This window comes from Pseudomonas sp. SMN5, assembly GCF_052041925.1.
GTDB lineage: Bacteria > Pseudomonadota > Gammaproteobacteria > Pseudomonadales > Pseudomonadaceae > Aquipseudomonas.
Window position 1 is genome coordinate 1 of sequence record NZ_JBKGGX010000009.1, and the last position, 13,330, is coordinate 13,330.

The 13,330-nt window shown below is 62.9% G+C and carries 7 protein-coding genes; 1 reads left to right on the forward strand and 6 read right to left on the reverse strand.

Going from position 1 to position 13,330, the window contains the following annotated elements; genetic code table 11:
* Window positions 1–40: 40 nt before the first annotated feature.
* From ACLEJR_RS10995 to ACLEJR_RS11005, 3 genes are all read right to left on the reverse strand, one after another.
* Window positions 41–1,972, reverse strand: a complete 1,932-nt coding sequence (locus ACLEJR_RS10995) for a PAS domain S-box protein (protein ID WP_440813849.1) — start codon at window positions 1,970–1,972, stop codon at window positions 41–43.
* Between the two features lie 98 nt (window positions 1,973–2,070).
* Window positions 2,071–4,476, reverse strand: coding sequence for an ATP-dependent DNA helicase (locus tag ACLEJR_RS11000; RefSeq protein WP_440813851.1), 2,406 nt, complete (start codon window positions 4,474–4,476; stop codon window positions 2,071–2,073).
* On the reverse strand, window positions 4,473–6,125 hold the full coding sequence (locus ACLEJR_RS11005; protein ID WP_440813853.1) for a VRR-NUC domain-containing protein: 1,653 nt from the start codon (window positions 6,123–6,125) through the stop codon (window positions 4,473–4,475). The genes ACLEJR_RS11000 and ACLEJR_RS11005 overlap by 4 nt, the downstream gene beginning before the upstream one ends.
* Before the next feature lie 224 nt (window positions 6,126–6,349).
* Between ACLEJR_RS11005 and ACLEJR_RS11010 the strand changes: the two genes are divergently transcribed.
* Window positions 6,350–6,574 (forward strand): YgdI/YgdR family lipoprotein, encoded by a 225-nt coding sequence (locus tag ACLEJR_RS11010; protein WP_440791966.1) that lies wholly within the window; start codon window positions 6,350–6,352, stop codon window positions 6,572–6,574.
* Window positions 6,575–6,630: 56 nt separating this feature from the next.
* On the opposite strand, the gene ACLEJR_RS11015 is transcribed toward ACLEJR_RS11010, so the two are convergent.
* The 3 genes from ACLEJR_RS11015 to ACLEJR_RS11025 all read right to left on the reverse strand — a co-directional run bounded on the left by ACLEJR_RS11015 (window position 6,631) and on the right by ACLEJR_RS11025 (window position 13,323).
* Window positions 6,631–8,484, reverse strand: coding sequence for a polyurethane esterase (locus tag ACLEJR_RS11015; protein ID WP_440813855.1), 1,854 nt, complete (start codon window positions 8,482–8,484; stop codon window positions 6,631–6,633).
* Between the two features lie 192 nt (window positions 8,485–8,676).
* A complete protein-coding gene (locus tag ACLEJR_RS11020; protein WP_440814080.1) occupies window positions 8,677–11,727 on the reverse strand; it encodes an autotransporter domain-containing protein in 3,051 nt (1,016 codons plus the stop codon).
* A gap of 252 nt (window positions 11,728–11,979) precedes the next feature.
* A complete protein-coding gene (locus ACLEJR_RS11025) occupies window positions 11,980–13,323 on the reverse strand; it encodes a TolC family outer membrane protein (protein ID WP_440813857.1) in 1,344 nt (447 codons plus the stop codon).
* Window positions 13,324–13,330 lie beyond the last annotated feature (7 nt).

Genomic DNA, 13,330 nt, shown 5'->3' on the forward strand with positions numbered 1-13,330 from the left:
GCGGGAGCAAGCTCCCTCGCCACGGGGACTGAGCATCAGATCATTTCATCGTCTGGCCGATCACCTGCACCAGGTCAATCTGCTTGAATGGCTTGGTCAGCCGTGGCAGTTGGGTGGCGAAGCCTTCCAGGCGCTCGGCGTAGCCGGTGGCGAGGATGATGGGCAGGTCCGGTTGCCGGTCGCGCAGCAGTTTGGCCAGTTGTGCGCCGTCCATCTGTGGCATGGCCATGTCGGTAATCACCAGGTCGACGTCTCGGTTACGCTCGAACAGCTCCAGTGCCTGAGCGCCGGAGGGGGCACACAGCACCCGATGGCCCAGGTCTTCGATCAGCAACCGGGTGCTGGTCAATACCAGGCTGTCATCGTCGACCACCAGCACCAGCAGTTCGTCGACCGGCGGTGCGGTGGTGTCCTGGGCCGGTGCCTGGCCCGGGACCGAACTGCCCGCCACGGGCAGCCACAATTCGGCGCTGGTGCCGACGCCTTTCTGGCTCTTGAGCGTCAGGCGTCCGCCCAACTGTTCGGCCAGGCCGTGGACCATGGACAATCCCAGGCCCGTGCCCTTGCCCACGCCTTTGGTGGTGAAAAACGGGTCCACCGCCGAGGCCAGCGTCGCCTCATCCATGCCCTCGCCTTCATCGGTGATCGACAGGCAGACATACCGCCCCGGAGCCATCAGCTTGTCCTGCCCGGCCTCACTGGCATCGCGTTCATGGGCGGCGATCACGATCCGCCCGCCGTGGGGCATGGCGTCGCGGGCATTGGTCGCCAGGTTGAGGACCGCCAGTTCCAGTTGGTTGACGTCCGCCAGCACGGGTGACAGCGACTCGGCAAAGGAGGTCTGGATGTGGATCGCCGGCCCCATGGAGCTTTGCAGCAGCCCGCTGATGCCCTGGACCAACCCCGCCAGATCGACCGATTCAGAGGTGAGTTTCTGTCGACGGGCAAACGCCAGCATGCGCTGGGTCAGGGAAACCCCGCGCAACGCGCCCTGGGTGGCGTTATCGAGCAACTGCGCGAGCTTGGGCTCGGCAGGCATGCGCTTGCGCACGATTTCCAGGTTGCCGAGGATCACCGTCAGCAGGTTGTTGAAGTCGTGGGCGATGCCGCCGGTGAGCTGGCCGATGGCTTGCAACTTCTGGGATTGGAACAGCGCTTCACGAGCCTGTTCGAGGGCTTGCTGCGCCAGGGTGGCATCGGTGATGTCGCGGGTGATCTTGGCAAACCCCAACAGTGCGCCGGTATCGCTGCGGATCGCATCGATGACCACGTGGGCCATGAATCGCGTGCCATCCTTGCGCACGCGCCAGCCCTTCTTTTCGAAGCGCCCCTCACTGGCGGCGATGCTCAGCGCCCGCTGAGGTTCGCCAGCGGCGCGATCCTCCGCAGTATAAAACATCGAAAAATGCCGGCCGATGGCTTCGATCGGCAGATAACCCTTGATTCGCTGGGCGCCCTGGTTCCAGTTGGTCACCTGACCCTCCGGATCGAGCATGTAGATGGCGTAGTCAGTGACGCTCTGCACCAGCAGGCGGAATTGCTGCTCGCTCTGCTTGAGGGTCTCCTCGGCCATCTTGCGGTCTGTCAGGTCGCGGGTGATCTTGGCGAACCCGAGCAATTGCCCGGTCTGGCTGTCGATGATCGGGTCAATGACCACATGGGACCAGAACAGCGTACCGTCCTTGCGGACCCGCCAGCCCTCGCCTTCGAAGCGCCCCTCGCGCATGGCGGTGTCCAGCGCGCGCTGCGGCAGGCCGTCGGCGCGGTCCTGATCGGTGTAGAAACGAGAAAAGTGCTGCCCCAGGATCTCCGATTCCTCGTACCCCTTGAACCGCCGCGCACCGGAATTCCAACTGGTGATGATCCCCGACGGGTCCGTCATGTAGATGGCGTAGTCGACCACGGCGTCAATGAGCAGCCGAAAACGTTGCTCTTCATTTGCACGCGGGTTCTTTGGGTCGTTCTCAAGCATTTGGGCCGGGGCATCCGTAGGGATATTTTGCAAAGTATGGAGCAACTCTGCGTTGGGAAAAACCATGGGGGTTGTGAGGGGAAACGCACCTCACGGAATCAACCCCCGCCCCCCTTGTGGGAGCGAGCCTGCTCGCGATAGCAATGGATCAGACACCCATCAGATAACTGACACACCGCCATCGTCGGATCGCCGCCCGGAGCAGGCTCGCTCCCACAGGGGGTTATGTAGACCTCTTGATTGACTGACCACCAACGCGGCAACAAGTGTTGTACCCGGGCCTCGGAAAACCGGTCATCGATCAGCATCACCACTCCACGATCCTGTTGGGTACGGATCACCCGTCCGGCCGCTTGCACCACCTTCTGCAAGCCAGGGTATAGATAGGTGTAATCGTAGCCATCACCGAAAATCGCCGCCATGCGCTGTTTCATCTGTTCATTGACCGGGTTGAACTGCGCCAGCCCCAGGGTAGCGATGAACGCGCCGATCAGCCGTGAGCCTGGCAGGTCGATGCCTTCGCCGAACGCGCCGCCCAGTACCGCAAAGCCGATGCCCTGGCTGTGCTCCATGAATCGTTCGAGAAAAGCCTGCCGAGGTGCTTCGCCCATGCCCCGTGATTGCGACCAGGTGGCAATCGCCGGGTAGCGCTCGGCGAACAATCCGGCGACCTGCTGCAAGTAATCGAAGCTGCTGAAGAACGCCAGGTAGTTGCCTGGTCGCTCGCTGAACTGGCGGGCCATCAATTCGACAATCGGCTCCAGAGACGCCTGGCGGTGGGCAAAACGCGTGGATATCCGGCTGACGATCCGTACGTCCAACTGTTCGGCCTGGAACGGCGAGTCCACATCGATCCACACCGTATCCGCCGGCGTACCCAGCAGATCGGCGTAATAGTGCCGGGGGCTCAGGGTCGCGGAAAACAGTACGCTGCTGCGGGCCGCCTTCAACCTCGGCCGCAGGAACCCGGCCGGCACCACGTTGCGCAGGCACAGCGTCGACAGGCTGCGTTGGCGGCCGAGTTCGCGCTTGTGGATGTCGAACAGGAAATTCTCGTCGAAGGATTCTGCCACCCGACCGAACTGCAGGGCCTCGAAGTAAAACCCTTGCAAGCCGCTGTCCAGCCCTTGGGGATGATCATTGAGGTAGTCGCCGATGGCCGTGGTGCAGCTCGCCATCGCCTGGAGCAGCTTTTCCGGCGGTCTGTCATACGCCTGGTAGGCCGCGATTTGCGGCGCGTGCAAGGCGTTCCACTGGCGATTGACCCGCTCCAGGCTTTTCCTCAACGGCTCGGGAGCGGCTTTGCGTACCGCTGCCAGCGTCGCCTGGTCCAGGGTCGCGCTGTACATCTGCCGGCCCCGCTCCACCAGGTTGTGGGCCTCGTCCACCAGGGTCGCGACGTTCCAACCGTTGGCCTGGGCCAGGCCAAAGAGCAAGGCGCTGAAGTCGAAATAATAGTTGTAGTCGGCCACCACCACGTCGGCCCAACGGGCCATTTCCTGGCTGAGGTAGTACGGGCAGATCTGGTGAGCCAAGGCTATTTCCCGCAGCGCCGCCTGATCGAGCAAGGTCACCTGACTCGCGGCCGACCGGGCTGCCGGCAGGCGGTCGTAGAAGCCACGGGCCAGCGGGCAGGACTCGCCATGGCAGGCTTTGTCCGGATGCTCGCAAGCCTTGTCCCGGGCGATCATTTCCAGCACACGCATCGGCATGGACGGCGCGCTGTGGCTGATCACCCGCGCCGCCTCCAGGGCCAGCTTGCGGCCCGGGGTTTTTGCAGTGAGAAAGTACACCTTGTCCAACTGCTGCGGCGCCAGGGCCTTGAGCATCGGGAACAGCGTGCCAATCGTCTTGCCGATCCCGGTCGGTGCCTGGGCCATCAGGCAGCGGCCGGTGCTGACGGCCTTGAACACCGACTCGGCCAGGTGACGCTGTCCCGTCCGAAATCCGGCATGCGGGAACGCCAGGACTTGTGCGCCGAGATTACGCGCCTGGCGATGGGCCATTTCCTGTTCGGCCCAGGCCAGGAACAACGCGCACTGTGCTTCGAAAAAGGCCTGGAGTTGTGTCGCCTCGAAGCTTTGGACCAGGCAGGTTTCCTTTTCGGTGACGATGTCGAAATACACCAGCGCCACGTCAATGCGCGGCAGCTGCAATGTGTCGCACATCAACCAGCCGTAGATTTTCGCCTGGGCCCAATGCAACTGGCGATGATTGGGCGGTTGCTTGCTCAGGTCGCCACGGTAGGTCTTCACTTCTTCCAGGCAGTTGCCGGTCGGATCGTAGCCGTCGGCCCGACCTTTTACTTTCAAGCTCTGGTAGCAGCCTTCGAGGCTGACCTCGGCCTGGTAACCCTCGCTGCGGCGCGAGGCCACTGTGCGATGCCCGGCGATGCCTTCCAGGGCCGTGGGTGACGGGGTGAAGCGCAGGTCCAGGTCACCCACCTTGGCGGTGAACTCACACAATGCGCGCACCGCGATGCTGTAGCTCGGCGCCGGGTTCACGCGCCCTGCTCCGCCCACTGTACGTAGCACACCGCAACCGGCATCTGGTGCTCATGACAGAACTCCAGCCAGCGCAGTTGGTTGTCTTGCAGGCGATCGCCGGGGCCTTTGACCTCGATCATGCGGTAGGCCTTGTGCTGCGGCCAGAACTGGATCAGGTCCGGCATGCCGGCGCGATTGGCCTTGATGTCCAGCAACAGGCGCAGGAACCAGTGCCTGAGGTGTTCGGCCGGCAGGCAATCGAGAGCCTGTTCCAGCAGTTCCTCGGACAGCGCGCCCCAAAACACGAAAGGCGACTGTACGCCCCACTTCTCGGTATAACGACGCAGGATGGTCTGGCGATAACGGCCATCGTCCAGCTCGGCAAAACAGGCCGCGAACAGCTCGGCGCGCCGTTCGTGGAAATCTTCGTTAAGCAAATCTACCGGGCCGCGCTGGAACGGGTGGAAGAACGCCCCCGGCAACGGCGCGAATATCGCCGGCCAGCACAACAGGCCGAACAATGAGTTGATCAGGCTGTTCTCGACGTAATGCACGGGCGCAGCGTCATCGTGCAGGTGGGCCTGGACGTGGTACTCCACCGACAACGCCGGATCGAGCCGGGGAAGATGCAGATCCAGTCGCTCGACTTCCCGCGCCAGGCTGCGCCGCACCGGCGGTCCACCCAGCTTGCGTCGTAGCCGGGGCAAGATCCTTAGCAGCGCCTGGGTTTCGGCGGCATTTTGCGGCGACTGCGCGGCCGCCTCGCCCAATTCAAGGGCCAAGGTGTATTCGCCAATCCGCTCCAATACGCGAATCATCCGCAGCCGGGCTCCGGGGTAGGTGCAATCGCGATAGATGCCCAGCGCCAGAGCGAAGTCGCCGATGCGCTCGCCATGCTGGCCGATCTGGAACAGCAGCTTGGCGCGACGTCGCTCCAGCCAAGGATTGTCGAGGGTCAAGCCATTGATGTGGGCGACGACCTCTTCAAGGGCCTCGCCCGCTTCGAAGCGCAGCTGGCAGTCGTAGAGGAACAGGCAGGCGTCGACGTCCTGACGGCTGCGCAAACCGCGGGACTCGGCGCTGAATTCAACGGGTTCGTAGGTGAAGATGCCGAGGTCTGCGAGCACGAACTCCGACCAGTCCTGGTAGAGATTGCCAAAGAACAACAACCGCAATCGATCACAAAGCGGCATGACGGTCAGGCTGTACAGCCGGTCTTCAAGCTGCGGGCACCAGCTGCGAAACGCCTGGGGTTGGCTGAACTGGCCCTCCAGCGCCTGCAGCCACTCGGCTTTCTTGGCCTTGGGCTGTTCGATCAGATGGCCCAGGCAGGATAGGATTTCGGCCTTGAGCAGCACTTCGAACAGCTCGACCAGCGCCAGGGGGGCCTGTTCATCGACCCAACCGAGCGTCAGCAACGGTGCGACGGCGCTGCCGATGTCGCCAATTTCCCCGTAGTTGAGCTTGCTGTGGCGAAAACGCAGCCCCTTGCGCATGACCATCCGCACCAGCAGACCCTGGGACACGCGCGGCAGCGCGGAGAAATTCTCGATGAAACGCTGCTCCTCGTTGCCCAATACATCGGCATAGCGTTGGGACAGCCAGGCGAGTACCTGCTGGAAGTTGTTCAGGTAATAGAACGGGTCGTCGAGGGGATTGGCTGTCACGAAAAGAAGCGCCACGGATGCTGGAGTACTGGTTATGCGTACAGATATCAGCTACGAACAGCCCAGGCAACTGTAAAGGATGAACGGTCTCCTATATTTAAGAGTGAAATCCTTCTGACGGCGATGAACTTTCCTACAGCAAGCGAGACAAATGGCGGTTGACTAACGTGATGGCGCGATCGAATCAGCCGGTCCGTGTCTTTTGATTTTGAGAGGTTATGGTTATGAACATCAGGTTTCTGGGCCTGCCCCTGGTCGCCGTGGCATTCCTTGCGCTGGCCGGCTGCTCTTCTCCTACCGTCGTGACGTTGCAGAACGGCACCCAGTATTTGACCAAGGACACGCCCGACACCCGCACCAAAGACGGCTTCTATGAATTCGAGGACATCTCCGGCAAGAAAGTCCGGGTCCGCGCGGATGATGTGGCGACGATTCGTAAGGAAGACTGATCCGCGATCGGGGGGAATGTGGGACCGCTATCGCGAGCCTGCTCGCGATGACGGCCTCAGGCAAACGCGATCCCGTCGCCTCCCACCTGCCCTGGCGCTACACCGACCAGCGTCACGGAGCTGTCGCCAACCGTGAGCAGCGTGTCGCTGCCGACCTGGCTCAGGTGCTGGCTGTAGTCGTAACCGCTGCCCGCACCCTGGACGCCGATGAACACCAGCTTGTCCCCGACATCGAAACCACTGATGCGATCCTGGCCGAACGCGCCATTGAAGATAAAGGTGTTACTGCCGCCGCCCGACTGCATCAGATCATTACCCGCGCCACCGACGAAGGTGTCGTTGCCTTTGTCTCCCAGCAGCTTGTCATTGCCGTCCTGGCCGAACAGCCAGTCGCCGGTCGCCCGCGCCACCAGCGTGTCGTTGGCTGCGCTGCCCTGCACCGATGACGCGTAAGCCGTCAGGTGGCTGCCGGCCAGCAAGCCGTTGGCGGTCACGCTGTGGCTCACCTCATCTTTTAGCAGCCCCCAGAACAATCCGGGCTCCTTGCTGACCAGCGTGCCGAGATCGCGGGCGATGCTGATCCCGCCGTGGGCATCGCGCAGGTACAGCGTCCCGGCGCCATCCCGGGCGACACTCAAATCATTGATCGATTGCTGTAACTGCAAGCTGTTGTTGCCCTGCCCTCCAAGGATCACGTTGTAGCCGCCACCGTCGCGGAAGGTGTCATTACCGGCGCGGCCTTCGAGGTAATCATTGCCTTGGCCGCCCTGGATCAGGTCGTTCTTATCGGTGCCGATGATGAAGGTACTGCCAGTATGCGTCTCTGCGTTGCGATTGAGGTCCTGGACCCAGGTGTTGCCTCGCGCCGGGTCCGAGAGGTTGGCGACGATGACGGTGGAGTCCTTTTCGGTGAGTTCGTAGAACGCTGACCCCATGACCCGGCCCATGCCGTCGCCATAACCGGTGGGCAGGTGGGAAATCCAGGTGGGGATGTTGAGGATGGAAAACGGCAACACGTTCCAGGTCGCCGAAGCATAATGATCGTTGAAGCTGACGATGTTATTGGTCGCCGATTCCTGCGGCGTATCGTGCACGCCCACCGAAGACAGGTTGAATGTCGAACCGTCCAGAGCACGGAACACCGGGTCGTTTTCGTAGCCGATGTTCAGCACCTTGTCCGTGCTGCTTTGGGTTGGCGAGGCGTAAGCGATGTAATCCGCATCGTCATAGAAGCCCGACCATCTGCCAGCGCTCAAATCCGCCAGGCTGTTGACCGCCAGCCCGCCCAGGCTGTGGCCGCTGACCAGCACGTCCTTGCCGCTCAAGCCGTGGGCCTGGGCGAACTGCGCGACGTCGCCGAGCAGGTTGCCGAAGGCTTCGCCGGCGTAGTTTTTCGCATAGTCTTTGGGCCCGAGCGCGGCCATCAGGTCGTTGATCGCATCGCCGATGGAGTCGACGATCAGGTTTTCCCGCGGGCCACTGGTGCCGCGAAACGACACGCCGATTTCCGTCAGGTGCCCGGCGCCATCGTACTTGCCCAGTATTTCCACCTGAGCGGTGGTGTAGCCGGCCTTTTCGCCGAAGAATGTGCCGCGCCCGTCCACTTTGCCGGTGTAGCCCAGTTGCGAAGCGCTGATGGGCGTCCATCCGGCTTTTTGCAACGCTTGCAGGGCGAGTTTTTCCGAATCGGGATTCCACGGCACACCGGGAATCACGCCCTGGGAATCGGTGCCGCCCAACAGCGCAGTGACCAACGTTGCCGGCAGGCCGGCGCCGAAGCCGTTGTGCTGGTAGCCGGCGGCAAAGCCGTTGTCGAGATTGTGATAGGAATACAACATGATCGCCATCGCATCGCTGACCAATGCTTTGGATTCGAGAGTGCCGAGGTGCTTGTAGTCGAAGATGCCCATGGTGCTTGCTCGCTTTTTTGTTGTTGGAATGGGTGTTCGAAGTTGCGCGAAACTTTTGTGGCGAGGGAGCTTGCTCCCGCTTGACCGGGCTGGCGCACCAGTGCGCAGCGCTCACAAGCTTTTTGGGTCTGCTGCGCAGCCCAGCGGGAGCAAGCTCCCTCGCCACAGGGTGATGCGTTCAAACCTCCCTGCTCAGAACTGCCAATCCAGTGTCAGCCCCACGCCATGGGTTTTATCCCGCGAGCCCAGCAAGCCGTTGTAGTCCAGGTTGACCCGCACGTCCTTGGCCACCGCCAGCCCGGCACGCGCGCCGACCACCGCGGCGTTGCGGTCCATCGACACGCTTTGCACGGCGAAGGTGTTCGGGCTGCCGGCGAAGGCCAGGTCCTGCTCGGAGCGGGTGTTGCTCAGGTTGTGCTGCCAGCCGAGGGAGCCGGACAGTTGCAGTTGCTGCTCCTGTGACAGCGCAAGGGTATGACTGGCCCGCAGGCCCAGGGTCGAGAGCACGGCATCGCGGCGATCATCACCACCGCGCAGGGCCGCGTTGTCACCTTTCTCGCGGAAGCTGTCACTGTCCAGGTGCACATAGGCCAGGTTGGCGAATGGTTCCAACGCCAGCGGTTGCAGTTCGAGGCGATAGGCCGCTTCGGTGAACAGCTGGGCGCTTCGGGCATCGCGCTTGGTTTTTTCCCGACCGGCGCTGTCGCCCCACTGCACGTCACGCTGGACATCGATGCGATGCCAGCTGTAGGCGCCACCGACGCTCAGGCGCAAGGCGTCGATTTCATGCCCCAGGTAGGCGCCCAGGTGATAGCTGTCGATCTTGGCCGAAGAATGCGTGCCATCGCCCATGCTCAAGGAGCTGTCACTGTAACCGGTGACGAAACCCAGGCGCGTCTGCTCGCTGATCAGGCCATCGACGCCGGCCAGCAGGCCACCGATGGAGCTGGTAGAACTGGCCTGGTCATGGCCGCCATCGGTTTTGCCCCAGGCACCGAGCACCTTGACCCAGACGTTGCTGTCCGCGTCGGTCGGCGTGTTGGCATCATATAGCGCGTCCTGGCGCAGACGGTCAGTCACGGCGTCGCGCAAATGACGACTGTCGTTGATCAGCAGCGTGCCGACGGCGGGATGAATCTCACCGGACAGTTGCTGGAACGCCTGTTGTGCCGCCGCAGCGCTGGGCGACAACAACAGGGCTTCATAAAGCCCGTTGCCCGCGCCCAGTTGCTCGGCGGCGTTCGCCACGGCACGTTGATTGGGCGTCAGGCCGAGGCTGGCAAAAGACGCGTCATTACGTGCCACCGCCAATTGAATGCCGTTTCCGGTATAGGCCAGGTTGCCGCCGAGAAATGCATAGCTGGGCAAGACCTCGCCAAAACGCCCTTCGATACCACCGGCCGCCTGGAGGATATTGAACTGCGTGCCGACCAGGCTTTTCACTTCGCTGGCGGTGAGCAGTGTCGCGCTGTTTTCCAGGGACAGCGCCACGGTCGCGCCCTCGATGGACGCTTTGCCGCCCGCGACGATCAAGTCGCTGGAGGTCGGCGAGACTTCCACCGCGTAGGTCGAACCGGGCTGGAACGTCACGTCACCGGCCACTTGCAGCGTGCCGATGGAATTACCCGGCGCCACGCTGCCGCCACGGTTGGCGGTCAGGCTGGCTATGCGTCCGTTGCCGCCGAGGATACCGCCTTCGTTGACTGTAACGGCCGACGCCAGCGAACCGTTGATCGCCAACCGCCCCTGGTTGACCAGGGTCGGGCCGCTGTAGGTGTTTTCGCCGGTCAACACCAGCGTGCCGAGCCCTTCCTTGGTCAGGCCGCCATGACCGGAAATGTCGTTGCGCCAGACGTCCAGGCCACACTGAATGCCGCTGCACACCCGCTCAGTGGGTTTGCCGGCATCGATGATCGCGCCGATGCCCGGCAGATCCGCGACGAACTGCCCGGAGCCGTAGGCGCCATCGATACGAAACTCCTCGGGAATATCTTGCTCGGTGACCAGCATCGATGGGCCATCGATGGCCTTGCCCAGATTGATCATGCCCCACCCATAGAGCGAATCGACCCCCGGCGCGCCCATGTCGGTGGCCGTGGTGCGCAGCACGCTGGCGATCTGCGCGCCGGTCATGTAAGGGAAGCGCTCCATCAGCACCGCCGCGCTGCCGGCCACGTGAGGCGCGGCCATGGAAGTGCCCCTCTTGTTGCCGTAGCCCACGGTCAGGTCGTCGGCACTGGTGCCACCGATGATCGCGCTGTAGACCCGGGTGCCCGGTGCCGACACGCAGAAGCTCGCCGTGTAACCGCAGCGCGACGAGAAGGTGCTGATGGTATACGGATTCGGGCTGGCGGTGTCCGGGTTGACTTGCAAGGCGGCGACCGTCAGCCAGTTCGGCGCGATCTCGGGTACGAAATATGCCAGGCCAGCGATGGCGTCGGGGTTGTTGAGGTTGTAATCGTTGCCGGCGGCAAAGATCGTCACGATGCCACTGCGGGCGGCGGCGATGGCGCCTTCATAGGCGCCGCCAGGCTTGGTGCCCAGCAATGGTTTGATCTGGTCGAATTGCAGCTGCGCGTCCTGCACGGTGAAGTGCGGGAAAGCCGGGTCCCGGCCGCCCTGGTCGAAGCGGTCCGTGATGCCGATGCCCCAGCTGTTGTTGATGATTCGTGCACCACTGGCGATCAGCGCATCCCAACCGGCCTTGTACACCGCGCCGTCGTTGCCCAGGATGATGCCGTCCTCGGGGCCTGGATCACCGTTGTCGGCGCTGATGATCTGCGCATCGAACGCCACCCCGTGCATCGGCCCGCCGTCGCGACTGCCGGCCGCGATTCCGCCGACGTGGGTGCCATGGGAGCCGAGCTTGCCGTCGGAACCGACCGTGGGCGAGCCGTCATAGCGGAACGGATCGCCAGCCTTCACCGGAATGTACGGGTCGGTGTACTCACGGATGCCGCTGGTGACCAGGGTCACGACTTTGTTGGCGCCGGAGAACTCCGGGTGGGCCGCATACACCGGCTGGTCGAAGATCCCCAGTTTCACGCCCTTGCCGGTGTAGCCCGCCGCGTAGGCTTGCTGGGCGTTGATCGCGCCCAGGCCCCACTCGGCATTGAATTCGCTGCTGCGCCAGCTGTCCGGGTTGCCCCGCGTGCCGCCTTCGACATAGGGCGCCGCCTGGGCCGTACCCAGGGTTGCCAGCGCACAGAGCATGGCATGGTTGAGGGTGTTGAGCGCAAACATGCGCCCGAATTTTCTCGGGTATTTGTTGTTAGCGGTTTTCATCACGCACCATCCTTAGTTGTTGCAAAGAACCTGTGGTTTTCCCTGTCGTTGCTTGCCTGATCCGGCTGACTCTGGTCTCGCAGTCGCCCCTGTGGCGAGGGAGCTTGCTCCCGCTGGGCTGCGTAGCAGACCCAAGAAAGCTTGCGAGCGCTACGCACTCGAGCGGGAGCAAGCTCCCTCGCCACAGGGGTATCGCCAGCCTGGGCGACGTCAGCGCTCCCGAGCGACAAACGCTTCATCCACCTTCGCCAAATCCTGCGCCCCCAGCGTGCCGGCGTAGTAATGCAACCGGGTCCAGGCCATCAGATAGTCGTAGCGGGCCTGGGCCAGGTCGCGGCGGGTGGTGTAGAGCTGTTGTTCAGCGTTGAGCGCGTCGAGGTTGACCCTTTCACCGCCAAGGATGCTTTGCCGGGTCGACACCACCAGCGCCTCGGCGGATGCCAGGGCTTTTTTGTAGGCCCGCAGCTTGTTCACCCCGGACACACAGGCACTGAACTGGCGGCGCAGTTCGATCAGCGTCTCGCGAGTCTTGGCATCCAGCTCGTATTCGGCCTGCTCCTTGTGGCGGCTGGCCTGGCGGGTCGAGGCCCAGACCCCGCCGCCGGCGTACAGCGGCACGCTGACTTCCAGGCCGATGGTGTTGGTGTCGTAGCGTTGGTTGTAGGTATTGCCGCTCTCCGACTCGTTCTGGCGCATGGTCGCGTAGGCGTTGATCTTCGGCAGGTGGCCGGCGCGGTTGCGCTCCACCTCGTAGCGCGCCACCTCCACCGCCTGACGCTGGGAGGCCAGGTTCGGATTGTTGCTCACCGCCAGTTCGTGCCAGGTGTCGAAACTGGCCGGCTGCAAGGCAAAGGTCTGGAAGCTGTCGTTCAGGGGGGCCAGGTCGCCAATGTCCAGGGCCGGCACGCCAATCAGCGAACCCAGCTCACGCAAAGCGGCATCCTGCTCATTGCGTGCCTCGATTTCTTCGGCCGTTGCCAATTCATAGCGCGATTCGGCCTCCAGGATGTCGGTGCGCGTCCCCTCACCCTGGCGAAACAACTGCTCGTTCTGCCGAAACTGTTGTTCGAAGGCTTTCTTCTTGGCCTGGGCGATGTCGATCTGGTCCTGGGCGAACAACGCCTGGGTGTAACTGCTCAGCACTCGCACCAACAGTTCCTGGCTTTTGCCCCGGAAGTTTTCATCGGCAAACAGCGCCTGGGCCACGCCTTTGCGGTATGCCGCGTAGGCCTCGTAGTCGAGCAAGGGTTGTTGCAGGGTCAGGCTGGAGCCGTAGCTGCTGTAGTTGCGGTCGTCATGCTGGCTGGCGCCGCGGTCGTTGAGGTAGGTGACCTTGGATTGGTTGCGGCCCTTGTTGTAGCTGTAGCCCAGGTGTGGCAGCAGCCCGGCGCGACCAATGGCGCGATTCTCCAGGCCTGCGTCGCGCTCCTTGATCGCTCCCAGATAGACCGGGTCATTGCGCAGCGCCTGCTCGTAGAATTCGAACGGGCCCATGGCGCGGACGTCGGAACAGCTAAAAGCGGCCAGCACGGCCAGCCAGTGGAAACGCTTCATGGCGCCG

Excerpts from the sequence above, each read along its gene's own strand:
- ACLEJR_RS11015 (WP_440813855.1), bottom strand. The coding sequence starts at position 8,484 with ATGGGCATCTTCGACTACAAGCACCTCGGCACTCTCGAATCCAAAGCA.
- ACLEJR_RS11025 (WP_440813857.1), bottom strand. The coding sequence starts at position 13,323 with ATGAAGCGTTTCCACTGGCTGGCCGTGCTGGCCGCTTTTAGCTGTTCC.
- ACLEJR_RS11010 (WP_440791966.1), top strand. The coding sequence starts at position 6,350 with ATGAACATCAGGTTTCTGGGCCTGCCCCTGGTCGCCGTGGCATTCCTT.
- ACLEJR_RS10995 (WP_440813849.1), bottom strand. The coding sequence starts at position 1,972 with ATGCTTGAGAACGACCCAAAGAACCCGCGTGCAAATGAAGAGCAACGT.
- ACLEJR_RS11020 (WP_440814080.1), bottom strand. The coding sequence starts at position 11,727 with ATGTTTGCGCTCAACACCCTCAACCATGCCATGCTCTGTGCGCTGGCA.